Source organism: Streptococcus sp. SR1 (genome assembly GCF_000526075.1).
Classification (GTDB): Bacteria; Bacillota; Bacilli; order Lactobacillales; family Streptococcaceae; genus Streptococcus; species Streptococcus halitosis.
Genome location: NZ_JATR01000025.1, coordinates 54,611 through 79,590, shown reverse-complemented (window position 1 = coordinate 79,590; position 24,980 = coordinate 54,611). Strand labels below are relative to the sequence as shown.

The 24,980-nt window shown below is 39.4% G+C and carries 26 protein-coding genes and 1 other annotated feature; of the genes, 6 read left to right on the top strand and 20 right to left on the bottom strand.

Going from position 1 to position 24,980, the window contains the following annotated elements:
* Positions 1-32: 32 nt before the first annotated feature.
* Positions 33-1,250: a macrolide efflux MFS transporter Mef(A) gene (mef(A), locus tag HMPREF1518_RS09095; protein ID WP_000417519.1), complete on the bottom strand. Its 1,218-nt coding sequence runs from the start codon at positions 1,248-1,250 to the stop codon at positions 33-35.
* 385 nt (positions 1,251-1,635) lie between these two features.
* On the bottom strand, positions 1,636-1,806 hold the full coding sequence (locus HMPREF1518_RS09090) for a hypothetical protein (RefSeq protein WP_000873143.1): 171 nt from the start codon (positions 1,804-1,806) through the stop codon (positions 1,636-1,638).
* A 521-nt stretch (positions 1,807-2,327) separates the two neighbouring features.
* Here HMPREF1518_RS09090 and HMPREF1518_RS10760 point away from each other — a divergent pair.
* Complete coding sequence (locus tag HMPREF1518_RS10760; RefSeq protein WP_001860868.1) at positions 2,328-2,519, top strand: cysteine-rich KTR domain-containing protein; 192 nt, start codon at positions 2,328-2,330, stop codon at positions 2,517-2,519.
* A 59-nt stretch (positions 2,520-2,578) separates the two neighbouring features.
* Here HMPREF1518_RS10760 and HMPREF1518_RS09080 read toward each other — a convergent pair whose 3' ends face one another.
* Positions 2,579-2,932 (bottom strand): helix-turn-helix transcriptional regulator, encoded by a 354-nt coding sequence (locus HMPREF1518_RS09080; RefSeq protein WP_001227347.1) that lies wholly within the window; start codon positions 2,930-2,932, stop codon positions 2,579-2,581.
* A gap of 503 nt (positions 2,933-3,435) precedes the next feature.
* On the opposite strand from HMPREF1518_RS09080, the gene HMPREF1518_RS09075 reads away from it, so the two are divergent.
* The 4 genes from HMPREF1518_RS09075 to HMPREF1518_RS09060 all read left to right on the top strand — a co-directional run bounded on the left by HMPREF1518_RS09075 (position 3,436) and on the right by HMPREF1518_RS09060 (position 6,048).
* Complete coding sequence (locus HMPREF1518_RS09075) at positions 3,436-3,858, top strand: sigma-70 family RNA polymerase sigma factor (RefSeq protein WP_016399599.1); 423 nt, start codon at positions 3,436-3,438, stop codon at positions 3,856-3,858.
* Positions 3,855-4,085 carry a helix-turn-helix domain-containing protein gene (locus HMPREF1518_RS09070; protein WP_000857133.1) on the top strand — a complete coding sequence of 77 codons (231 nt, stop codon included), beginning with the start codon at positions 3,855-3,857 and terminating at the stop codon, positions 4,083-4,085. The genes HMPREF1518_RS09075 and HMPREF1518_RS09070 overlap by 4 nt, the downstream gene beginning before the upstream one ends.
* A gap of 460 nt (positions 4,086-4,545) precedes the next feature.
* The gene (locus tag HMPREF1518_RS09065) at positions 4,546-4,749 is read left to right on the top strand and encodes an excisionase (RefSeq protein WP_000814511.1); all 204 of its coding nucleotides are present in this window, start codon (positions 4,546-4,548) and stop codon (positions 4,747-4,749) included.
* An 81-nt stretch (positions 4,750-4,830) separates the two neighbouring features.
* Positions 4,831-6,048, top strand: a complete 1,218-nt coding sequence (locus tag HMPREF1518_RS09060) for a tyrosine-type recombinase/integrase (RefSeq protein WP_001291561.1) — start codon at positions 4,831-4,833, stop codon at positions 6,046-6,048.
* A 175-nt stretch (positions 6,049-6,223) separates the two neighbouring features.
* Here HMPREF1518_RS09060 and HMPREF1518_RS09055 read toward each other — a convergent pair whose 3' ends face one another.
* From HMPREF1518_RS09055 to mecA, 16 genes are all read right to left on the bottom strand, one after another.
* Positions 6,224-6,811: a CPBP family intramembrane glutamic endopeptidase gene (locus HMPREF1518_RS09055; RefSeq protein WP_000821303.1), complete on the bottom strand. Its 588-nt coding sequence runs from the start codon at positions 6,809-6,811 to the stop codon at positions 6,224-6,226.
* A 2-nt stretch (positions 6,812-6,813) separates the two neighbouring features.
* On the bottom strand, positions 6,814-7,047 hold the full coding sequence (locus HMPREF1518_RS09050; protein ID WP_000840776.1) for a hypothetical protein: 234 nt from the start codon (positions 7,045-7,047) through the stop codon (positions 6,814-6,816).
* 12 nt (positions 7,048-7,059) lie between these two features.
* Positions 7,060-7,440 carry an arsenate reductase family protein gene (locus HMPREF1518_RS09045; protein WP_000566534.1) on the bottom strand — a complete coding sequence of 127 codons (381 nt, stop codon included), beginning with the start codon at positions 7,438-7,440 and terminating at the stop codon, positions 7,060-7,062.
* On the bottom strand, positions 7,433-7,882 hold the full coding sequence (locus HMPREF1518_RS09040) for a hypothetical protein (RefSeq protein ID WP_000645892.1): 450 nt from the start codon (positions 7,880-7,882) through the stop codon (positions 7,433-7,435). Before HMPREF1518_RS09040 ends, HMPREF1518_RS09045 begins: the two co-directional genes overlap by 8 nt.
* Positions 7,866-9,221 carry a DNA (cytosine-5-)-methyltransferase gene (dcm, locus tag HMPREF1518_RS09035; RefSeq protein WP_000668587.1) on the bottom strand — a complete coding sequence of 452 codons (1,356 nt, stop codon included), beginning with the start codon at positions 9,219-9,221 and terminating at the stop codon, positions 7,866-7,868. Before dcm ends, HMPREF1518_RS09040 begins: the two co-directional genes overlap by 17 nt.
* Positions 9,222-9,319: 98 nt before the next feature.
* Complete coding sequence (locus HMPREF1518_RS09030; RefSeq protein WP_000822774.1) at positions 9,320-10,099, bottom strand: replication initiator protein A; 780 nt, start codon at positions 10,097-10,099, stop codon at positions 9,320-9,322.
* On the bottom strand, positions 10,096-10,269 hold the full coding sequence (locus HMPREF1518_RS09025) for a hypothetical protein (RefSeq protein WP_000159606.1): 174 nt from the start codon (positions 10,267-10,269) through the stop codon (positions 10,096-10,098). The genes HMPREF1518_RS09030 and HMPREF1518_RS09025 overlap by 4 nt, the downstream gene beginning before the upstream one ends.
* A gap of 201 nt (positions 10,270-10,470) precedes the next feature.
* Entirely contained in the window at positions 10,471-10,839 is a 369-nt protein-coding gene (rplL, locus tag HMPREF1518_RS09020) for a 50S ribosomal protein L7/L12 (protein ID WP_001196962.1), read from the bottom strand.
* Between the two features lie 74 nt (positions 10,840-10,913).
* Positions 10,914-11,414, bottom strand: coding sequence for a 50S ribosomal protein L10 (rplJ, locus tag HMPREF1518_RS09015; protein ID WP_001287266.1), 501 nt, complete (start codon positions 11,412-11,414; stop codon positions 10,914-10,916).
* 38 nt (positions 11,415-11,452) lie between these two features.
* Positions 11,453-11,588, bottom strand: a sequence feature (ribosomal protein L10 leader region).
* A gap of 61 nt (positions 11,589-11,649) precedes the next feature.
* Entirely contained in the window at positions 11,650-12,909 is a 1,260-nt protein-coding gene (locus tag HMPREF1518_RS09010) for a TRZ/ATZ family protein (RefSeq protein ID WP_033585668.1), read from the bottom strand.
* 100 nt (positions 12,910-13,009) lie between these two features.
* Positions 13,010-14,758, bottom strand: a complete 1,749-nt coding sequence (locus HMPREF1518_RS09005) for an ABC transporter ATP-binding protein (RefSeq protein WP_033585666.1) — start codon at positions 14,756-14,758, stop codon at positions 13,010-13,012.
* A gap of 1 nt (position 14,759) precedes the next feature.
* The gene (locus HMPREF1518_RS09000; protein WP_033585664.1) at positions 14,760-16,484 is read right to left on the bottom strand and encodes an ABC transporter ATP-binding protein; all 1,725 of its coding nucleotides are present in this window, start codon (positions 16,482-16,484) and stop codon (positions 14,760-14,762) included.
* A gap of 59 nt (positions 16,485-16,543) precedes the next feature.
* Complete coding sequence (gene msrB / locus HMPREF1518_RS08995; RefSeq protein WP_033585662.1) at positions 16,544-17,482, bottom strand: peptide-methionine (R)-S-oxide reductase MsrB; 939 nt, start codon at positions 17,480-17,482, stop codon at positions 16,544-16,546.
* Positions 17,483-17,741: 259 nt separating this feature from the next.
* Positions 17,742-18,611, bottom strand: coding sequence for a homoserine kinase (thrB, locus tag HMPREF1518_RS08985; protein ID WP_033585661.1), 870 nt, complete (start codon positions 18,609-18,611; stop codon positions 17,742-17,744).
* 1 nt (position 18,612) lies between these two features.
* Complete coding sequence (locus HMPREF1518_RS08980; RefSeq protein ID WP_033585660.1) at positions 18,613-19,899, bottom strand: homoserine dehydrogenase; 1,287 nt, start codon at positions 19,897-19,899, stop codon at positions 18,613-18,615.
* Positions 19,900-20,057: 158 nt separating this feature from the next.
* A complete protein-coding gene (gene mecA, locus HMPREF1518_RS08975) occupies positions 20,058-20,798 on the bottom strand; it encodes an adaptor protein MecA (RefSeq protein WP_033585659.1) in 741 nt (246 codons plus the stop codon).
* Positions 20,799-20,920: 122 nt separating this feature from the next.
* Between mecA and HMPREF1518_RS08970 the strand changes: the two genes are divergently transcribed.
* Entirely contained in the window at positions 20,921-22,399 is a 1,479-nt protein-coding gene (locus HMPREF1518_RS08970) for an oligosaccharide flippase family protein (protein ID WP_000789709.1), read from the top strand.
* A gap of 45 nt (positions 22,400-22,444) precedes the next feature.
* Here the strand turns inward: HMPREF1518_RS08970 and HMPREF1518_RS08965 are convergent, their stop codons facing one another.
* Positions 22,445-24,973, bottom strand: coding sequence for an MBL fold metallo-hydrolase (locus HMPREF1518_RS08965; RefSeq protein ID WP_033585658.1), 2,529 nt, complete (start codon positions 24,971-24,973; stop codon positions 22,445-22,447).
* Positions 24,974-24,980: the final 7 nt, after the last annotated feature.

Here is a 24,980-nt window from a genome sequence, read left to right as displayed (position 1 = left end):
AATAAGATACATAAATATTCCTCCAATATTGTTTATTTTAAATCTAATTTTCTAACCTCAGTTATCATTTGGCAAACTATAGCAATGCCAATAATTAAAATACCTGATAGTAAAAACCAATGATTTACACCGATTTTATCAGCAAAGAATCCAGAAAGAATTAACCCAATTGGCATAGCAAGTGACATGATACTTCCGATCAAAGAAAATACACGTCCTAAATATTCAGGCTTAATTTTCTCCTGAAAAAGAGCTGTTTGCACACCGCTATAAAATGGCACCGAAAGCCCCATTATTGCACAGCAAACTACGAATATTACAAATCCATTTGGAGGAAGTATTCCCGAAACGGCTAAACTGGTCCCCATTATAAAAAATGAACTTGTTATTAGTAATACATGCTTTTCGAAGCCCCCTAATCTTCCTAATAATAAGCCTCCTGCTAGCATCCCAAATGCAAAGGAAATTTCCGTAATAGAAATATGCACAGGCGTTCCATTAAAGTGTTCCATGCTTATTAAAGGAAATAGTGCATTGATTGGCATATAAACAAAAGTATATAGTGTTCCTAAGAGTAATAAGGCAAACAATCCTTTGTTTTGTCTCAGAACCACAACTCCTTCTTTCATCTCCCTTATGAAATTTGGTTCTAAACTTTGCACTTGATTACCCAGCTTAGGTATACGTACAATTGCTACCGTAATAGATGCAATCACAGCACCCAATACGTCGATGGCAATAATAGCATTTAAATCCCAAACGGAGTATAAGAGTGCTGCAACTGCCGGACTAACAATATAGCTTATAGACTGCAAAGACTGACTATAGCCTGCGCATTTCGTTAGCTGTTCTTCTGGTACTAAAAGTGGTGTAACCGCATTGAGTGCTGGGGTATGAAAAGCTGTTCCAATGCTACGGATAAACAATACTATCATAATCATCCAGACAGGTAGCTCCATACAGAATGCAACAATAGCAAGCACTGCACCAGCTGCTGCGATAATTAAATCGGCACCAATCATTATCTTCTTCCTATCATGACGATCCACTAGCACACCAATGGCAGGTCCCAAAATCGCATAGGGTAAAAAACCTACTAATGAAGCCATAGACAAGACCATCGCAGATCCTGTTTTTTCTGTAAGGTAAAAAATAATCGCCATTTGCAGGATGGCACTAGTGATTAATGATACTGCTTGCCCTGCCCATATTGCATAAAATTTTCGTTTCCAATTGTTGTATTTTTCCATTTATATTATCTCCTGCATATTATTTTGCTTGAATTTCTATTTTGAATAGCATTCTAGGCAATAAAAAATGCAGGCCAAACCCCACAATGTGGCTTTTGGTCTGCATACATACAATTTGGAAACATTCATATTAAAGACATAGTTAAATAAAGGTATAGTTAAATAACCAATATCCTCACCGTAACTAATGAATGCTCAATATCGTATAAATAAGCACAACAAAAAAGCCTATCATCGGGTATAGATTCTGCTTTTTTTATTGCCAGCTTATCTTAAACGCATTGAGGCTGTCATAGTTTCGGTTCCTCCTACATCTTTGTTTATATCAATTTATAGTATAACACAACAAGATGATATGTTCAATATAAAAGTTATGGAATGAGACTCATACTTCCAATTCGATGCCAGATTTAAAGGATATGACGAAGTTTTCTTCATAGACTGTAACGCTCTGGATTATCTTCCTTAGTAGCAAGCGATTAGCTTTCACAAAATCTTCTGTTTGTAGTTTTAAAAATTCATCAGGATTTTCTAACTCAACCTCAAAATATTTCATTTTACATTCCCTCATTTCATTTATTGATAAATTGAGTTTGCAAAAAAGAGTGGACAATTTTTGTCTACTCTTAACCTTTAAAATAGTTTTTTTTAATCGATTTGAAGTTGCCTAAATTATTACTTATTCGGTAAAATGAAGTATTGCTTTCAACAGATTTCCTTCAACTACACTTCACTTGATTCAAACAAGGTGGGTACATTTCTATTCCCACAAACTCCTTGTCAATGGAAACAAACACGTACCCACAGGGTAAATGGAAATAGAAACTGATAATTTCTAGCTATCACTTCTACTCATTCCAAAAATTTTCTCACTCTGATACTTACCCACCATAAAGCAAAAAGCCTTGCAATCAAGGCTTTCATTATCCCTTTCGTTCAAAGGTTTCTAAGCTTTTACGAGCAGAGCGACACACTCAGCGGTTCGCTATCTCCGTTCTGTCTGCGTGCTAGCACTTGTCAATCACGGACAGCTATCGCATGGGCGGAAGTAAATGCTAATCTTCGTCGTTTTACTCCTTGACTAGCAAACTTACCGCCTCAACATGTCCTGTATGTGGAAATAAAACACGATTAAAGATAAGGGAAGATACTGAATTAAAAAAATTCCCCCTCTATTGTCCGAAATGCAGACAAGAAAATTTAATTGAAATAAAGCAGTTCAAAGTAACTGTGATTACAGAGCCAGACGCAAAGACGCAGAGCCGATAAAATGAGATTAATACAATCTCATTTTATCGGCTCTTTCCGTTATGTATGGATTCTTTTAATTAGTCTTCGATGTTTCTTGCTTCGTTGATACCGCTGGCTAAAGATTCCATTAAGGATAGTTCTTTGTCTGTAAAGCTATCCATGTATTTCTCTATCTGTAATCGTCGGGTGCTTTTTACCAAGTTATTAGCAGGTAAGAAAAATTCATCAACGGAAACATGAAGTAACGATACAAGGTCATAAAGAACTTGTATGCTGGGGTGTTGCCCTTTATTTTCAATATTAGTTAAGTACCGTGGGTCAATTTCAATCAATGCTCCCACTTGTTCACGAGTTAAACCTCGTTTCAATCGAGCTTCTTTAATGGCTAAACCAAAGGCTCTAAAATCATATTTATCTTCTTTTTTACGCATAGTAGACCACCTCTATACATTTTATTGTTCCTACTGAATTAAAAACAGGTATAGAAAAACGTGTTATATGGTTTATAGGTTTATATTTAATAAAAAGCACTACTAAACGCCAATAAAAAAACCGTTATATGGTAGTGCTATTTACGCTGTTAAAATATTGTATATTACTTCCAAATGGCGGTTTGTTGGAGGTCAACGTCGCCATGAAGTACATCATATACAATAAATTTCCTTACATTGGGTTCTTGTCAAAAAAAGTCGTCTATCTGCAATAGATAAGTACGTCCACCAATGTGGTTTTATAAATCATATAGATAGAATAACAGAAGCATGTAAACAGAGAAATAAATCTGTTTATATGCTTTTTTGGCTATTCAGAACTTTTTTACAAAGTTTATTTATCAGTAATGCAACAAATCCCCCTTTCACATTGGGACTAAGAGTGAAAGGAGATAAACGAGCAAGGCTCACTTCCTTTCCTAGACAGAAAGGGGGTGAGAAACATGAAACCATCTTCTTTTCAGACCACAATAGAAAATCAGTTTGACTATATCTGTAAACGTGCTATGGAAGACGAGCGAAAGAATTATATGCTTTATCTTTCAAGGATTGCAAAGCGTGAGGTGTCCTTTTCGGATGTTGGCGATTATCTTGTTAGCCAGTTTGCGACAACAGATAACTATTCAACTGACTTTCAGATTTTTACACTCAATGGGTTATCAGTAGGCGTTGAAAATGATTTGTTGAGTGAAGCATTACGTGAGTTGCCAGACAAGAAACGTGAAATTCTACTGCTGTTTTACTTTATGGACATGAGCGATTCAGAAATTACAGACCTGTTGAAATTGAACCGTTCTACTGTCTATCGGCATAGAACCAGTGGACTAGCCTTAATTAAAAAGTTTATGGAGGAATTTGAAGAATGAAAACACAATATCCTATGATTCCCTTTCCTCTCATTGTAAAGGCAACAGATGGCGATACCGAAGCGATTAACCAGATTCTACATCATTACAGAGGGTACATAACGAAGCGTTCCCTACGACTTATGAAAGATGAATATGGCAATCAAAGTATGGTCGTTGATGAAGTCTTACGTGGAAGAATGGAAACCAGACTGATTACAAAGATTTTGTCATTTGAAATTAAGTAATATCCTCTCTCCTTTCGTGGAAGCGTGCTAAACCATTCCACGCTTCCCGAACAGGGAGGTTTGTTATTCCACCAAAGCATATTGAGCTTTCAATGTGTTTTGATAGGCTAACGAGCCATTGTTCTTTGAAAACTGAATAAAAGTAATCGAATACGTTTCGATAAGAAAAGAGCCAACGGAACTAACCGCCATGACCTATCTTATAAAGATAGCGAGCGATTCATGTTAGTGATCCGAGAAGCAATCTTTAGCAGGATTGCCTGCAACGACATTCTTATCGTGATAATGATACTCCCATACAGTCAATAGTCCGAGCGTGATAAAACCGTCGCAGGCAATGAGTATGGCTACATGAGAACCATGCAGGGGTGGAACTCCCGTGAGCTTTGCTAAAGCTGTTCGATTGCTGGTAAAACAACTTTTATGAAATCCAAATAAGTGATTTGGAAAGGAGGATTTTATGAAGCAGACTGACATTCCTATTTGGGAACGTTATACCCTAACCATTGAAGAAGCGTCAAAATATTTTCGTATTGGCGAAAACAAGCTACGACGCTTGGCAGAGGAAAATAAAAATGCAAATTGGCTGATTATGAATGGCAATCGTATTCAGATTAAACGAAAACAATTTGAAAAAATTATAGATACATTGGACGCAATCTAGCGTCGCCAAAGGGTCTTGTATATGATAAAATAGTATTAAGTCGTATCAAGGCTCTTTCCATAAAGGAAAGGAGCAAATGCCATGTCAGAAAAAAGACGTGACAATAAAGGTCGAATCTTAAAGACTGGAGAGAGCCAACGAAAAGACGGAAGATACTTATACAAATATATAGATTCATTTGGAGAACCGCAATTTGTTTACTCGTGGAAACTTGTGGCTACAGACCGAGTACCAGCAGGAAAGCGTGATTGTATCTCACTTAGAGAGAAAATCGCAGAGTTACAGAAAGACATTCATGATGGTATTGATGTTGTAGGAAAGAAAATGACACTCTGCCAGCTTTACGCAAAACAGAACGCTCAAAGACCAAAGGTTAGAAAAAACACTGAAACTGGACGCAAATATCTTATGGATATTTTGAAGAAAGACAAGTTAGGTGTAAGAAGTATTGACAGTATTAAGCCATCAGACGCTAAAGAATGGGCTATTAGAATGAGTGAAAATGGTTATGCTTATCAAACCATCAATAACTACAAACGTTCTTTAAAGGCTTCATTCTATATTGCTATACAAGATGATTGTGTTCGGAAGAATCCATTTGACTTTCAACTGAAAGCAGTTCTTGATGATGATACTGTCCCTAAGACCGTACTAACAGAAGAACAGGAAGAAAAACTGTTAGCCTTTGCAAAAGCTGATAAAACCTACAGCAAAAATTATGATGAAATTCTGATACTCTTAAAAACAGGTCTTCGTATTTCAGAGTTTGGTGGTTTGACACTTCCAGATTTAGATTTTGAGAATCGTCTTGTCAATATAGACCATCAGCTATTGAGAGATACTGAAATTGGGTACTACATTGAAACACCAAAGACCAAAAGTGGCGAACGTCAAGTTCCTATGGTTGAAGAAGCCTATCAAGCATTTAAGCGAGTGTTAGCGAATCGAAAGAATGATAAGCGTGTTGAGATTGATGGATATAGTGATTTCCTCTTTCTTAATAGAAAGAACTATCCAAAAGTGGCAAGTGATTACAACGGCATGATGAAAGGTCTTGTTAAGAAATACAATAAGTATAACGAGGATAAATTGCCACACATCACTCCACATAGTTTGCGACATACATTCTGTACCAACTATGCAAATGCAGGAATGAATCCAAAGGCATTACAGTACATTATGGGACATGCTAATATAGCCATGACGCTGAACTATTACGCACATGCAACATTCGATTCTGCAATGGCAGAAATGAAACGCTTGAATAAAGAGAAGCAACAGGAGCGTCTTGTTGCTTAGTAGTACAAATGAATTTACTACTTATTTACCACTTCTGACAGCTAAGACATGAGGAAATATGCAAAGAAACGTGAAGTATCTTCCTACAGTAAAAATACTCGAAAGCACATAGAATAAGGCTTTACGAGCATTTAGAAAATATAAAAAGATAATTAGAAATTTATACTTTGTTTGTCTAAAAAAGCAGCAAACTATAAACTAGTAGGTTCCACACCAAATGTAGACCCATACTTCCCCATAAGTCCGATTTATAGCGCACCATCCCTAAAAAGATCCCAAGTGAAACATATAAACACCAAGCTAGAATGGTTCCTGGATGATGTACTAAGGCAAATAAAACACTTGTCAAAGCAACTCGAATATCTAATTTTCTGACCAGGTTCCATAAAATTTCTCGATACAGAAATTCTTCAACCATACTCGCATTGATTAAGAACAATAAAAATGAAAACCAAGGAACCTGATGTTGAAGTCCAATTAAGTTTGCTTGATTCGTGGTTCCTTGAGCATGAATCAGACTAAAACATAGGCTTATAATCAGTAGGCTAACGAATCCAATACCAAGCCATTTCATCCTAGTTTTCATATTGACCTTGACCACTTGTTTTCGTTGGCCATACATCCATAAAAAAGAAATGAGCGACGCACAATAGAGAATCTGTAGTATGGTTAACTCACCAATACAAAGCAATTTCAGTAAGTATAGGGATACCAATAAGACATTTACTTGTTGGAATATATAAACTGGAATTATTCTTTTCATAGTTACCTCCGAAATAAATCTTCATAATCTAAATCTAATACCTGCACAATCCTTTCTACCCATGGACTTTGAGGCATTCGTTGTTCCATCTTGTAGTGGCGTATTTTTTGATACAAACGATTCAATTCACTTGGATAGTGAAACTCTCCCGCAAACATTTTTCTGGTTAACTCAATCCAGCTAATATTTCTTTCAGCCAAAATAATGGACAAGTTCTCCCAAAATCGTTCAGCCATATTGCTTCTCCTTTAACTAGATAAATAATGTGTTTGTGCCATGTAAATCAATTGTTTCGTATCTCTTGGCAATAGAGCTCTAGCCTCTTCCAAATTCAGATTTGGATAAACTCTCTTATTTGAAACCGCAAGAGGAAGCCTGATGCATAGTTCAGGATTTTTTAATATCATTTCAATGAAATCCGTTAATCTTAGATTGTCACGGTTCTTAAATCGTAATAAATTGGGAGATAGAAACTCAAAACAATCTGAAGAATAGCTCATCATCTCAATTAATTTATCCTTTGTCATTTCAGAAATCGAATGACAAGACACCTCGATGCCATACTTTTGAAAGAAATCCAAAAGAAGTTGATTTCTTTGGCTATTTTTACTTAGATAGAGATCAATCATGGGAGACCTCCCAAAGATTCGGTTCCATTTGATATTCTGAGACGATTAAGGAATCTAATGAATTTGAGAAGTTAATCGATTTCTTGTCTTCATCATAAGCTTTTACAGTTACTTGGGTTGTAAGTATTCCTTCTTTTCCCTCGGCTCGATAGCCTTGTCCATATAAAACAAAAACAAGATTCTGATTATCATCTACAAAGGCATCAACCCCATTCTTTATGTCTTGACTTTCAAGGAATTCCATAACGTTTTGAAGATAGGACTCGTAAAATAGTGGGTAGTTGTGTTTTTTATGGTAATCATCTAAAAATGTTACTTCAAACTCACATGGATAATTGGGCATCAAAAATAATTGTTCATCCAGCTGTTTGATTTCTGCATCATGTAATTCTGTTTCTAATTCATCACAATCTAGTATTGATTCTTTATTTAATGCTTTCATCTTTTTCCTCTATTTCTTTTAATTTCTTTGCGATCGCGGCAATCACAGGAACGGTTACACTATTACCAGCTTGTTTATAGAGCTGACTATTACTAGAGACTTTTCTCGCAGCTTCAAAAGCCCAATCAGGAAAGCCCTGCAAGCGAAAACACTCTTTAGGAGTGATTCGTCGTATCCTCAGACGGTAAAATTGTCCATCTATCAAGACACCAGCTACATGATAAACTTGTTTATCTTCTCCTTCATAGCTACCCACTACTCCCATTTGACCACTAGTTGTTAACGTATTCGCTATACCTTTTCCAACTCTACCACGCCGATACTGAGAACTTGGTCTTTCCAAATTGATTGAATCTCCAATCTCTGCTTGAGCGTATCCTTTTTTAGTTGCTTCCCTGACTTTTAAAAATTGGATTGGTTCTGGAATCAGTATTTTGGGAATTTTATCTCCTCCTTGCATCGTAGTCAGTGTTGGAGATAAGCCCTCACTTCCATAGACGCGACCGGTCTCCTTAAAGCTAGTGGGTAAATCTCCAACAACGACAATGCCATGACGATCCTGAGTATTTAAAGTAAACATCGGCTCTTGATTTTCCTTAAAGCGTCTACCATTTTGTCTCTTGTCTAATCTGTCTGGTGTCATACAAGGAATCGCAATCTTAAATCCTTCTCCTTTCCCACGAACTAAGGTTGGCGCAAGACCTTCTGAATAATAAACTTTACCGCTCATTCCACTTTTTGATGGATTCAAATTTCCTAATGTTTTTAAAATCTCAGAGTTAGTTGCTTGACCTTCTCGTCTGAAAGGAAATAAGAGTCTGGTACCTTTCTTTCTAGAATGTCCGATAATAAACACCCTCTCTCTGTTTTGGGGAACGCCAAAATCCTTACTGTTAAGCACCTGCCACTCAACATCAAACCCCAACTCATCAAGTGTGGTAAGGATTGTGGTGAACGTCCGTCCCTTATCGTGATTGAGTAGGCCTTTAACATTTTCAAGAAAAAGAAAACGTGGTTGGATTTGTTTGGCCGCCCGAGCAATTTCAAAGAACAAAGTTCCTCTAGTATCTTCAAATCCCAATCGTCTTCCTGCGATTGAAAATGCTTGACAAGGGAATCCCCCACAGATGATATCGACTTTCCCTCTAAGTTTTTTAAATTCATCATCTGAAACATTTCGTATGTCATGAAATTCTATTTCTCCTTCCGTTTGAAAAATGGATTTATAAGATTCTCTAGCAAATTTATCAATCTCACAAAATCCAATACACTCGTGTCCGACACTTTCCATTCCTAGTCGAAAACCACCGATACCTGAAAATAAATCAATAAATTTCATTTCTTGATTACCCCTTTCTGATCGACTATTAATGTCCAAAGAGTCAAACCACTTGAAATGAAAATGAGCATAACTAATATCCACTCGATTGGCGACATTTAACCACCTCCTTTTCTAACACGGTTATTCCAAACAGAATACAAGCCGTTAAACACAAATTCAGCAAGCACTTCCGCACGTCTAACAAAGCGGACATTATCTAGAGCATACTGATAGATTTTCTCAAAATCAGTCATAGCAATTTCACTGGCTGTTTCAGAAAAACCTTCGCGTCTAAATTGATCTTGTACCAATCCCCAAATATAATCTCGATCATATTTTGTGACCTTTTCTACTTTTCTTTTCAAGATAGGTTGAGTATTCCTATCCTCCTCATCCTCAATAAATAAAGAATCAGTCTCACTATATTTAGTCTCACTAACTTCAGTCTCACTAGGGGCTGAATGTGAGACGGGGGCCGTTTGATTTTCAACCTGCCCTAGTCTTTTTTTAACACTAGGCCTGTTTGAATTACCTACTGGGGTAGAAGATAATTCCCCTAAATAAATCTTATTAGCTAGTCTTCCTTTCTCACTTGAAGACTGTTGAACTTCATCAATTAAGTCATATTCTTTAAGAGTTTTTTTGATGGACAGTAATTTTGACTTCGAACAACCTAACAGCCTCATCAGTTTAGAATTAGAAAATACTAAATAGACCGCGCCTTCTTCATCTATCCAACCACGACTGAGAGATAATTCTAAACGATCTTTTAAAATAGAATAAGCCACCTTTACTTCTAGTTTCATATCCATATATTTCTCATCCTCAAAAAGAATTTTAGGTAATTTATAATACCGTTCTGAAGTTTGGTATTGATTTGCGGTAATTCGTTTCATAGCTCTCCTCCAAGTTCTTTGAGTATTAAATCGCCATTTGATTCCAAGCGAACCAAGCCACTTTTTTCTAATTCAGCCATAAGAGAGATGGCTTCAACAATGTCAATTCCCATTTCACGTACTAAAAATGAAATGACGATATAGCGTGATGATTGTAATTCTTTTGTCATTTTCCCTCCAGAAAATAAAAAAAGGAGAACAATATTCAACTGTTCTCCAAAATATTTTTATTAAAAAGAAAAACCCTGCCAAATTAATTTTTGGTAGGGTTTTTGGCAGGAAACTAAATTAATTTATCAGTTTCTAAAATGTGTTCACGATTCTAAAAGGCTGATACTATAGTATTCCGAATTCTAATTGGTATATGCCTCTTATTTAAGAGTAACTGAAGCTCCAGCTTCTTCCAATTTAGCTTTGATTTCTTCAGCTTCTGCAGTTGGAACGCCTTCTTTGATGACACCTGGTGCACCATCAACAAGTTCTTTAGCTTCTTTAAGTCCAAGACCAGTGATTTCACGTACAGCTTTGATAACGCCAACTTTTTTGTCACCAGCAGCTGTCAATTCAACGTCAAATGAATCTTTAGCAGCACCAGCGTCAGCAGCACCAGCTGCAGCTACAGCTACAGGAGCAGCTGCAGTTACACCAAATTCTTCTTCGATAGCTTTTACAAGGTCGTTCAATTCAAGGATTGAAGCTTCTTTAATTTCAGCAATAATGTTTTCAATGTTCAATGCCATTGTTATTTCCTCCAAATAAGTTTTAAATTTTATAATCGTTTTTCCGTAGCTAGGCTACGCTGCGTAGCTTAAGATTAAGCTGCGTCTTCTTTGTTGTCTGCAACCGCTTTGACTGCAAGAGCAACGTTGCGCACTGGCGCTTGAAGTACAGAAAGGAGCATAGAAAGAAGTCCTTCGCGGTTTGGAAGAGTTGCAAGAGCAACGATTTCTTCTTTAGATGCGACAGCGCCTTCAATTGCACCACCTTTGATTTCAAGTGCTTCAGCGTTTTTAGCAAAGTCGTTCAAGATTTTCGCTGGTGCGATAACATCTTCATTAGAAAATGCTACGGCAGATGGTCCAACAAATACTGATGCAAGATCTTCAAGACCAGCTTTTTCAGCTGCACGACGCAAGATTGAGTTTTTAATAACTTTATACTCAACTTCGCTTCCACGAAGCTCACGACGAAGAACTGTATCTTGATCAACTGTCAAACCACGAGCGTCTACAACGACGATAGATGCAGCAGCTTTCATTTTTTCAGCTACTACGTCAACTAGTTCTGCTTTTTTAGCAATAATTGCTTCACTCATTAGTGTGTTCACCTCCGTAATTATTTTGCTTGGGGAATTTTTCCAAAAGAAAAACGCGCCCAAACCTAGACACGAAAGTACAATACGCTTCTTTTTACATGATACGTTTTGTCCTCGGTAGGATCTTTACGAGTCGAGCTCCCCTACTGTCTTAGGCAGTTTTTTCAAACCGTATATAAGTATAGCATAGACAAAAAAAGAATGCAAGATTTTTGCAAACTTTTTTAAAATTTTTTTAAATTTCTACTGTCAAAACTTTGCCTTGCTTGACAACCTGCTCTCCTGCAATATAGACATCATCAACATCACTGGATTTAACTGCGTATACGAGGTGAGAAAGCATATTTTCCTGAGGTTGAAGATGGATTTTTCCCTTAGGTTGAATAACCAGAAAATCTGCCTGCTTGCCGACTTCTAGACTTCCTATCTGCTTTTCCATTCCTAGAACCTTAGCCCCTTCGATTGTCAGTGCCTTAAGGGCTGTCTCGATTGGAAACTGGCTGGCATCTCCACTCTTCATTTTCTGTAAGAGAGCTGCGGTCCGTCCTTCCTCAAACATATCTAGATTATTATTGGAAGCAACCGAGTCAGTCGCAATTCCCACTGCTACTCCTGCTTTTTGGAGTTGGATGATTGGAGCGATTCCTGAGGCCAGTTTTAGATTACTGATAGGATTGTGGGCGATAGCCACATGAGAAGTTGCCAAGCGTTCAATTTCTCTCTCGTTTAGTTCAACCCCGTGAGCAAAGACAGACGGATGATCTAAGTAACCTAGTTCTTCGAGAAAGGCGAGGGGGCGTTTGCCGTATCGTTTCAGGATAATTCCTGACTCCTCCTTGGTCTCCGCCACATGGATATGGATAGGAATGTCCAGCTCTTTTGCAATATCTAAGCTCGCTTCCAGCAGGTCTCTACTACAGCTATACGGAGAATGTGGAGCTACCATAACCTTGAAATTTGGATTTTCATATCCTAAAATTTCCTCTATAATGGTTCGTGTTCTGTTTATGGTCTCAGCAGTTGTTTCTGCCTCTGAAGAAAAGAGGGTCGGTGAGAAATAACAACGCATCTTAGAATCTATAACTGCCTGATAAATTTGCTCAATATCCACACCATTGGGATTATACATATCGTTGAAGCTTGTTGTTCCTGACTGGAGCATTTCTGTCAGAGCTTCTTTGACCGCCTTGGTAGTCATGTCGGGAGTAAATCCTGCTTCTGCTGGCCAGATAAAGTCATTGAGCCATTCATGGAGGTTGCTGTCATCCCGAATCCCTCGCAAGCCTGTCATAGCAGAATGGGTGTGGCAATTGACCAAACCAGGCATAATCCAGGCTCCCTGATAGTCTATAATCTGCTCAGCTTGCTCTAAAATCTCTGGCTCCTCTTGGCCGACATAGACGATTTGAGAGTCCTTAACGGCTAAGATACCATCCAAATAAACATGGAAATCTTTGTCACAAGTCACGATATTTACATGCTGATAGACTTTCATTGTTTTCTCCTTCTAAGACCCTGATTTTTTCTAGCTATTGTAACAAAAAAGTCACCCGAAGGCAACTTTTTTCGTTCATGAGATTTCAAAATAGAAAGGATTATTCAGAGCTAAAAGCTGCAGCTTTCTGCATTTGGTAATACTTGCCCTTTCTAGCCATGAGGTCATGATGGTTACCATGCTCCACAATGTCACCATCCACCAAGACAAGAATTAAATCCGCATCCTGAATGGTTGACAAACGGTGAGCAATGATAAAGCTTGTGCGCCCCTTCATGAGTTTGGCAAAGGCATCCTGTACTAGCACCTCTGTCCGTGTATCGATGGAAGAAGTCGCCTCGTCTAAGATAAGAATCTTTGGAATAGCTAGAAAGACTCGGGCGATGGTCAAGAGCTGGGCTTGACCGACAGAGAGAGATTCTCCTGAATTTTCCAACTTGGTATCGTATCCCTGTGGCAACTGTTGGATGAAAAAGTCTGCGTTGGCTGCTTTGGCGGCAGCAATCACCTGCTCTCGACTGGCTTCAGAATTGCCAAATGCAATATTGTCATGAATGGTCCCTTGCTTGAGCCAGGTTTCCTGTAGCACCATACCAAACTGCTGTCTCAATGATGCTCGGGTATAATCGTAAATAGAACGACCGTCTAACAAGATATCTCCTGAATTAATAGGATAAAAACGCATGAGGAGATTGATAAGAGTTGACTTACCAGCACCTGTCGGACCAACGATGGCTACCTTGCTACCAGCTGGGATATCGATAGACAAATCCTTAATCAAGATCCTTTCAGGATGGTATCCAAAAGAAACATGCTTAAAGGAAATGGCTCCCTGTACTTGGTCACTGGTCAAGATTTCCTTACCTGTTTCAACAACCTCAGGACTTTCTAAGACAGCATAGACACGCTCTGCGCAGGCGAGAGCACTTTGCAACTCGGCTAAAACAGAAGAAATATCATTAAAGGGCTTAGTGTACTGCTGAACATAGTTCAAAAAAGTCACTAAACGTCCGATGGTCAAGGTTGAACCCATCATGATACGATAAGCTCCTACTCCAGCAAGAAGAGCATAGATGAGTGCATTAACAAAGCGAGTTGAAGGATTAACCGTTGATGAATAAAAGATGGCTGACTGAGAATAGCCTGCATAGTTGGCATTCGCCTCGTGTAGTCTTTGGATAAACTCTGTCTGAGCATTGAAGGACTGGATAATAGTCTGCTGGCTAAGCGATTCTTCAATCAACTGAGTCTGAATCCCCCTGGTCTCTGTTTGCTTCTGAAAGAGATGATAGGACCGTTTGGCAATAAAGCGTGAAATCACCATGGACAGGGGCGTCAACAGCAAGACCAAGAGGGTCATGAGGAGATGAATTTGGAGCATGGCTAGAATACTAACCAAAATCATCAAAACGCCAATGAAAAATTGATTGAAAATCATGGTCAAGCCGGCTGCCAGCTGTTCTATGTCTGTAGTCACACGACTAACCATCTCTCCACTGCCCTGCCGATCCACAAAAGCAATCGGTAACCGATGGAGTTTATGGATGATTCGCTCTCGCAAGTCTCTGGTATAAGAGAAGATTAGACGATTATAAAGAAGAGGATTGGCCCATTGTACCAGAGTATTTCCTATGACTACCAAGATCATCTGAATGAAAATCTGCCAAAAAACTGGTGAAGAACCAGCCACTAGAACTTGGTCGATGACCTGCCCAATCAGAATAGGTAGGTAAATTGATAAGCCAACTTGGGCAATAGTTCCTAGAAAAGCTAGGAAAAGGAGGAAAGGATGGCTTACTAAATCTACGGCTAAACGTTTGAGCGTCTGGTTTGCAGTTTGTCGTTTCATGCTAGTCCTCCTTTCCATGTTGGGATGCATTGATTTCGCGATAGACTTGGCTGGATTTCATCAAGTCATCGTGCTTGCCAACAGCTAGGAGCTCACCTTTTTCCAAGAGGAGAATCTGGTCTGCCATCTGGAGTGTCGAAGTCCGTTGAGAAATCAAGATTAAGCTCGTATTTGGCAGATTTTCTCGAATGGCTTTCAAGAGCTTGGACTCAGTGATGGTGTCGAGGGCTGAGGTCGCATCATCTAGGATGAGAAATGGAGCTTGTCGCAAGACTGCTCGTGCGATAGACAGCCTTTGTTTTTGTCCGCCTGAGAAATTTCGACCTCCTGCCTCAACAGTAGCATCCAAAAGCCCTTCCTTTTCACTGACAAAATCCTTAGCTTGCGCAATCTCCAAGGCCTGCCAGAGTTCTTGGTCAGACACCTCTCGATTAAAACCCAGAGTCAAGTTGGAACGAATAGTTCCCTTAAAGAGTTCGACCTTTTGGGGCACGTAGGCAATCCAAGACCGCCACTGCTCAAGATTAAGAGGACTACGTCCATTTCGATAAAGATCAATGCTCCCCTTGTCTACTGGATAAAGTCCAAGTAAGACTTGCACCAAGCTTGATTTACCTGAACCAGTTCCCCCGATGATACCAAGGATTTGCCCTTGCTTCATATCAAAGGAAATGTCTCTCAGAGAAGGCTGAGCCGCATCAGGATAGGTAAAGGTCAATTCTTGGATTTGTAAAACCTTATCGCTGGTAGCTTGCTTTTGTTCTAACTCTGAATGGATATCCTCTGGAGCCTCGTCAAAGACTTCCTCGATTCGCTTGGCTGAGATGTAGGACTGATTGAGAGAATTGATCAGCATGGCGAGCTTAACCAATTCCACCAAGATTTGCAAGAGATAGTTGATGAGGGCAATGAGGGCACCTTGACTGAGTAAACCTCCTTGAATTGAAATATAGCCCTGCCAGATGATAACGAGGAGAGTCCCATTAACAATCAGATAGGTCAGAGGTGTTAACAAACTAGACCAGAAACCTGTCTTTTCTTGCAATCTAGCATAAACTTGGTTAAGAGTTTGAAAAATCTGTAACTCTCGTTTTTCCTGACCAAAAGCACGAATAACTCGCATGCCTTGCAATTGCTGGCGCGTTTCCTGAACCAGCTGGTCCGTTTTCTTTCTGAGACTACTGTAGAGAGGATTGACCAGTCGAGAGAGTCCTACAATGACGATTGTCAAAATGACAACCATAACCAAGAACCAGAAAGTCAGCTCAGCTGAGATACGATAGGCCATAAAAATGGCACCAAAAACGATAATAGGCGCTCGCAAAAAGAGACGCAGGAATTGATTGATACCAGTCTGTATCTGGTAGGTATCCGAAGTCAAGCGAGTCACCAAGCTAGAAGTTGTCAGACGATCTCTGCTGTCCTTGGGTAAGGAAAGAATATGACGATAAAGGTCGTCTGTCAGTTCTTTGGCAAACCCAACCGCTGCCTTGGCTGAGTAAAACTGGGCTACCAAGGCCACTAAAACGCCAATCACTGCAAAGATAAGGAGCAGGCCAATCTGCATCCATAGATGCCCTTGATCTCGCTGGGGCAAGGACTGATCAACAATCCCAGCAATCACCATGGGAACCAAGAGCTCAAAAATAGCTTCTAGCAGCTTGAACAGGGGAGCCAAAATTGATTCTTTGATATAGGGTTTGAAGTAAGATAGTAAGTGTTTCATAAATCCCTTCTATTCTTATTCTGGAAATGAAGAAAGTGGGAAGCACCACCATCTCCGTTTTATTTGTTTAAGTAAGGTAATAGATAGCCATATCCTACTTTTTCCATCTCATCCTTGGCTACAAAGCGCAAGGATGCAGAATTGATACAGTAACGCAGGCCACCTAACTCCTGGGGTCCATCTGTGAAAACATGACCCAAGTGAGCATTTCCTGACCGAGAACGAACCTCGATTCGCTCCATTCCATGACTCAGATCCTTGTAATAGTGAATCAATTCCTTAGAAATCGGACGACTAAAACTTGGCCAACCACAACCTGAGGCAAACTTATCCTTAGCAAAAAAGAGTGGCTCACCCGTCGTGATGTCTACATAAATCCCTTCTTCAAAAGTTTGGTCATAAGCATTACTAAACGGCGCCTCTGTAGCAGCTTCTTGCGTAACACGGTAAGACTCTGCTGACAAACTTTCTTTTAACACTTCTTGACTAGGCTTTTCATAGTTAGAGGCGTCAATTAATGGCTTATCAGCATCCGTCACATCGATATGACAATAACCTGAAGGATTTTTCTTGAGATAGTCTTGATGGTAGTCTTCTGCTAAAATGTAGTGGCGAAGTTTCTCCACCTCTACTGCAATCTTTCGACCCAGCATACGCTCCTGCTCCTGCACCACTGTGTAGATAGCCAGCAAGTCTGCTTCATCCTGATAATAGATTCCCGTTCGATATTGGCGACCACGGTCATTCCCCTGCTGGTTAATAGACAAGGGATCAATAACACGGAAATAATAAAGCAAAATCTCTCTGAGTGACACTGCTTTCTCATCATAGATCACTTGAACAGTCTCTGCATGGTCTGTTTCCTTGAGCAACTGGTAATTGGTCGTTTCGACTTGGCCATTAGCGTAGCCGACACTGGTTGCTAGCACTCCAGAAATACGTGAAAAATACTCCTCTAATCCCCAAAAACAACCACCTGCTAGATAAATTTCTGCCATCTTTATTTCTCCTTTATCAAGTTTTTAACTAATACTCTTCGAAAATCTCTTCAAACCACGTCAGCTTACATCTGCAACCTCAAAACAGTATTTTGAGCTAACTTCGTCAGTTCTATCCACAACCTCAAAACACTGTTTTGAGTAGCCTGCGGCTAGCTTCCTAGTTTACTCTTCGATTTTCATTGAGTATAAACTTCTTTTCAAAAAAAGGATAGGAAGCCCTCTAATCAAGAGTTTCCCCATCCTATCTTCTATTTCTTTACTTTGTTTCGACACGGACACCTTGGGTATCAACATTCAAATCATGCAGTTTGCCTTTGAAAGGTTGCTTTTGCAATTCTGCCTTAATCGCTGGCATCTTGTCATGAGAGGCCAAGACCATCACTGTTGGTCCGGCACCAGAAAGGTAGGTCGCATAGGCACCATTCTCTTTGGCTACTTGCTTAATCGTCGCAAATTCACGGACCAGACTTTGACGATAGCGCTCATGGAAGAGGTCTCCCTCGATTGCTTGCCCAGCAGTCACCATATCTCCTGCCAACAAGGCTGCAACCGCCACATTGGCGATAGAACTAGCTGCAACAGCTTCCTTGTAGGACAATTTCTTAGGAAGGACACCACGGCTATCGCGAGTTCGTAATTCATAGTTGGGAATATAAGCTAGAAAATCACACTCTGGGAAGTCTGCCACAATCGCCGAAACCTGCCCTTCAACAGAGCTCGCAACAACAAGATTTCCATAGATGGCTGGAGCTACATTGTCAGGATGTCCTTCAATCTTGGTCGCCAGTTGCAATTTATCGTGGTTAGATAAGTTGAGCTTGCCCAGCTGGTTGGCCAGTTCAATCCCAGCAACTATAACCGAGCTAGAAGAGCCCAAACCACGCGCCAAGGGAACATCACTGGTCATTTTCAAGCGTCTCGGTTGCAAGTCTGGCGCAATTTGCAAGGCAATCTTGAGCAAGAGATTACGCTCGTCATGTGGAATCCATTTGCCAATCTGATGTTCAATCAACCACTCATCCCGTTCTTCACAGACCTCAATTTGAAGATACTTGGTTACAGCTACACCAACCGAATCAAAACCTGGCCCAATATTGGCACTGGTTGCAGGTACAATAATCTTCATCCTATTCTCCTAACACCTTGAAGGTATTCAAGAGGTCAAATTCTGAAGCTTTGGCCAACTCAGCTGAAACATTCTCAAGCTGCTCTTTATTAATCTTATGAGTGATAATCACTACACGCGCCTTGTCACCCTCTTTGCCATCTTGGAGGATTTGCTTGAAGGAAATATCTTGAGCATTAAAGATTTCAGCCAGTTTCAAGACCTGACCTTTTGAATCTGGTGCCAAGATTGAGAAGTAATAATTGGCTTTGACATCTTCTGGATTTGCCAAGACAAGTTCACGGCTATATTCGTTGAAGTCTTTGCCAATGGTGCCATCATTCAAGCGACGAACGATACGGACAATGTCCGCTACAACACTTGTTGCAGTTGGTTTTTGACCAGCACCTGGTCCGTAGTACATAGACTCACCGATACCAATAGATTCTACAAAAACAGCGTTCATTACCCCATTCACACTGGCAAGTGGATGTACTTTAGGAAGGAAGGTTGGAGTTACTTCCGCAGCAATACCTGAAGGAGTTTCCTCGATAGAACCAACCAATTTCACTACATAGCCCAGGTCTTGGGCTACAGCTACGTCTTCTGGTGTGATGTTGCGGATTCCCTTGTGGGCTACATCGTCAAAGGCAACCTTCATACCAAAGGCAAATTGGCTCAAAATCACCATCTTGTAGGCTGCATCAATCCCATCCACGTCATTTGTAGGATCACTTTCTGCAAAACCAAGTCTTTGCGCTTCAGCCAGAGCATCATCATAAGACCAGCCTTCTTCAACCATTTTGGTCATCATAAAGTTAGAAGTTCCGTTAACGACACCAAGAACGCGCGTGATTTTATCAGAAGCCAACGAATTTGCTAAAGTACGAAGAATTGGAATCCCACCAGCTACTGCCGCTTCGTAGTAAAGTGCTACATTATGCTCTTTAGCGATTTCTAACAATTCTGCACCATGGACAGCCAAAAGGTCCTTGTTGGCAGTAACAACGTGTTTCCCAGCTTCTAAGGCACGAGTGATAAAGGTTTTAGCTGGTTCGATACGCCCCATCAATTCCACTACGATAGTAATGTCCTTGTCTGCTAAAATATCATCTACATTGGTTACAAAGTTAAAGTCATTTCCTGCTGCAAGCAAGCGGTTCTTTTCATCTTCATCCTTGACCAATACCTTGGCTACTTCAATCTCTGAATGAGCTGACTGGATAATTTTTTCTCCATTTTCCTTTAGGAGGAAAGGTACGCCACTTGCAACGGTACCAAATCCAAGTAAAGCAATTTTAACTGTCATGTTTGTCTCCTAGAAATTTTCTGATATAGCCATTATAACAGAATTTTGTGAAAATTCCTATCCAAGAAAACCACTATTTATAGATAGAAAAGAAAAGAAAAGAAAAAAACGAATCATCTGATTCGCCTTTCTTGATAAATGAAAACTGATTTTAAAAATTATGAACGAATCTTTTTCAGACCGAGAACTGCGTCATGGTTAATCAATATTTGCCCATACTCTTGCAAGACTGAACGACTGATGTCACTGTCGTCTGCAAACTCACGCATACGAGCCAAGAGCCAGGCTGGATATGGACTAGGATGGTTTTCCACATCGACTAAGATTGTCAAATAGTAGTGCCCATTCATCTTATAAAGTTCAGAGGTTTCCATCTCAAAAGTCACTGTTTTAGCAAAAGCCACTAGGTCTGCAAGATTCACAAAACGCAAGATATAGTAGATATAAGGTTCTTTCTTGCCCTCAGTCTCCTTTTCAGTTTGCTCTTGCTCTTCTTCCTTTTCTTCGACCTGCTTTAGAGATTGGATAGCTTCAATATCGTCCTTGGTCTTATCTGCAATGCTCTTTTCCAAGGTTTTGAGAAATTCATCTGGCGACATTTGGGCTAATTCTTCCATGTCTGGTAGATCCGCCAAATCTTCAAAATCCAGATTTTGGTCAATCTTGGATTTGGTCACAAAGACATCGACCTTATCTGGTTTTGGCGTCACGCGGAAACTCAGCATGCCACTATCCAAGAAATTGTCTGGCATCTCTAACTCATCTAAAATAGCATAGAAAAACTCTTCGGTTTTTTCCTGAGGAACGAGAAAGTCTGCAATCTCCATTCCTCGGTCCATCAAATCATCTAAAGTCATCGTGATTTTCAGTGTTGTATCACTGATTTGTTTCATCTTCATATCTAGTAACCTCATACTTTCAGTCTATCTATTATACTAGATTTTTACGATTTTATCAAAAGAATGAAGCGAGAATGTGATATAATACTAGATATGATTTTAGATTTAAGAAAGAAAGTTCAATGAAAAATATAAAAGTAAATGCCTTGGCCAGCTTGCTGGTCAATATTCTCAATATCGTTTTTCCACTGATAACCAACCCTTATCTGACGCGGATTCTCAGCAAATCCAATTACGGTTATTTCAATACGGCCAATACCTGGGCTAGCTTTGTTATTCCACTAGCTGCCTTTGGGATATACAACTACGGGATTCGAGCTATCAGTAAGGTCAAGGATGACAAGAATAAAATCAACTACGTCTTTTCTAAGTTGTTTTATATCTCGGTTTTTACCTCTCTCCTGACCACTGGTATCTACTTCCTCATTATCTTCTTTGACACCAGCATTGAGAATCTGAAAGTCCTCTACTACATCCTAGGGGCCCAAGCACTCTTCCAATTTCTCAATATCGAATGGATGAACGAGGCTTATGAAAACTATGCCTTCATCCTCTACAAAACGTTAATTATTCGAATTACCATGCTGGTCGCTATCTTCGCCTTCGTTAAAACGGCAGATGATATCGTTCCTTATGCTATCGTTATGACAGCGACCACTATCCTCAACTACCTGCTTAGTTTTCTTTGGATTAAGAGAGAAGTTTCTTTTGTTAAAATTGGATTCGTCGAATTAGCTAAAGCTTCTAAACCGCTCTTCACTATGCTTCTCTTAGCAAACGCTAATATGCTTTATACCTTGCTAGATAGAATGTTTATCACCAAGGGACCGGATGAAAACTATATTTCCTATTATACAATTGCCTATAGTATCGTCATGCTGATTGCCAGTGTCTTGAGTGGAGCTATCAACGTCAGTATTCCGCGCCTTGGCTACTATCTCGGTAAAAAGGATTACAAGTCCTACAATTATCTCGTTAATCAAGCGGCATCCTTATTCTATTTCCTTATGGTTCCAACTAGTATTGGGATTATGATATTGGGACGGTACGCAACTGTTATTTATTCTTCTGAAAAATATCTTGAAGCGGGTATCGTAACTAGCGTCTTCGCTTTTCGTACCATCATTTGGGCTATTGAATTGATTCTTGGTAAACAGATTATCTTTATCAACGACCATGAAAATCGCTTAACTGCCTTCTACTTCCTTGGTGGTGGTGCCAATATACTATTAAATAGCATCTTGTATTTCAATAATATTTTTGCACCTGAGTATTACATCGCTACGACCATTATCGCAGAAACTATCGTTGTTTTACTTGAAATTCATTTTATCAAGAAACACCAACTGATTAGTTTAAAAGAAATTTTTATAACCTTAACACGTTATAGCCTCATATCCCTTGGTTTTATCCCAATCTTCTATATTTTCAAGATGATTTTCCAAATCAATTCCTACACAGTAAACTTCAATATGATTCTCATGGTTCTTTCTACCGTAGCAACTTGTGGTATCTATTATCTCTTGACCCTCTTTATCACCAAAGACAAAACACTCCACTATGCACTGAATCTTGTACTTGCTAAATTAAAACGAAATTAAAAAATCCCCTACTGATAAATTAGTTGCCAGTAGGGGATTTCTTCTTTATTCTTTTTCTTTCTTTTCAGAAGCGTTGGCTTCTAGGTTTGAATCTTGTTTAGGTTGTTCAACAATAGAGGAATTAGCTTCTTGTTTCTGTTCTGGCTTAACTGCCTCGCTATTTACAGCAGCAACAGCCTGTTTCCAGATTCCTTCTTCGTTTACTTTGTAACCATCAGGTGTTGTTGCGTTCTTCAATAAAGAACCATCAGCTTGGAAATAGTACCAATTACCATCAAGCTGTTTCCAACCTGTTTGCATAGCTCCTGATTCATCAAAGTAATAATGATCACCATTTACTTTATGAAGACCAACCAACATGATACCATCTTCAGGATTTAGATAATACCAAACGCCTTTGTCTTTTATCCAACCAGTTTTCATGGCACCGTTTGATTCAAAGTAACGGTAATGATTATCAGACCATTTCCAGCCTGTTTGCATGGCTCCAGATCTGCTAAAGTAATATTGCTTACCATCTACTTGATGAAGGCCGACCAGCATAATGCCTTCTTTTCCTTCAAGATAGTACCAAGCATCACCATCTTTCAACCAACCAGTTTGGACTGCGCCAGACGTAGCGTAATAATGCCAAGAATCATTTGACCACTGCCATCCAACTTGCATGATGCCTGAGGATTTGAAGAAATAGTTCTTACCGTCAATTTCTTTAGAGCCTACAGCCATGATGCCTGTTTCTGGATCCAAATAATACCATGATTCATTATCTTTCAACCAACCAGTTTTCATAACTCCAGAACTTGCAAAATAGTTCCAGTGACCATCAACAAAGGCCCAGCCTGTTTGCATGGCACCACTAGCATTCAAATAGTAACGAACACCATTGATATCTTGTCTGCCAGTTAACATGATGCCATCTTTATCCAGATAATACCATGTTTCCTGATCCTTGACCCAGCCAGTTTTCATAGCTCCAGAACTTGCAAAATAATTCCAGTGACCATCAACAAAGGTCCAGCCAGTTTGCATGACACCTTCTTGATTAAAGTAGTACGTGCTTCCATTAATATTCTTTTTACCGACAGTCTTTAGCCCATCCTCATCATAGAAATACCAATCTGAATCAATCTTTTGCCAAGTTGAAGGCTTACCTGCTGCTTGGAGTGCACCACTTTCGCTAAAGAACATCTTCTTGCCATTATAGACTTGATGTCCTGTTAGCATCTTCCCATCTGCCGCAAAGAGATACTTTTTCCCTCCAATTTCAGAGAGCTCGCTAAATCGTCTAGCACCATTTGATTGGATATAATACCAAGAGTCATCTAGTTTGAACCAACCACCAGTTTGCATTTTACCATTTTGGTTCAGATAGTAATCATTCCCTTTGGCATTTTCTCCCCAGTCGTCGTTAAGATGAAGCCAGCGACCTGCTTGCATTTGTCCTTTTCCGTTAAAGAAATAAGTGGCTCCGCCAATCTCTCTCCAGCCGATAGCCATTTCTCCGTCAGTCAAACGATATTTCCAATAACCATCTTCTTGATACCATTTTTCGTCAACTACAGGGATATCAGGGAAGGTATTTGAAACATTAGCAAATCCTTTATCGCTAATATCAAAAACGGTAGCATCTTGAGTTTGGCTAGCAGCATGAAGAACCTGAATATTTTTCTTCTGAAGGTATTCTCTGGTTGAAGCAACATTAATATCTCCACCAGTTGTCTGAATAACCATTTTTGGTGATAAGTTTTCAAGGAAATTAATCGTATTTGAAATTGTCGCATCATAATGGTGGTTCCATTTCATCATATCAACCTTGCCGATAACTGGACCTAACTTATCTTCTGCTCCCTCGGCATTATCCAAATCTCCACCAAGATAGATTCTCTTTCCTGCCACAGTCACCACTGAAACAATGGAGTTGGAGTTATCATCTCGAACTCTTTTCAGATTCCCATCAGCATCATATTCATTCTTATAGTTATAGAGTTGGATATCCATATCACCTAATTTAAAGTGACTATCCTCATCTGTAATATTCTGAATAAGAGTAACCCCTCGTTTTTGAGCCGCTCTCAAAGCATTATCATAATTAAAAAGATTATCCCAAAGTCCCCAGTGTGAGGTGATCCGATCATCTGAATATTTTTTCAGATAAAACTTATCAACTTGATAACGATTAAGTATCTCATCTGCTCCGCCGATATGATCACTATGGACATGAGTTCCTAGAATAAAATCTAATTTTTTTACACCTATTTGATCCAGGTGGCGAATCAAGCGATCTTCCAATACTTGATTATTTCTCATGGAAATTCCCCAGCGGCTTGGATAGCGTGGGTCACTCCCATCAGGGAAATCATAGTCTTCTCCCATATCAATCAAAGCATAATGACCATTACTTTCCAGAAGGATGGCATCACTTCCAGATTTTGCTTTAGTATTTATGAAATGGATACGATTGCCCGAACCTGCAGAGATAGTATCTGCATCTACTCCTTGCGATAACTGAATCAGTAATAGAAAGAATGCGAGAACACTATATCTAACTGATTTTAATAACCATTTATTTTTCACCTTGAAC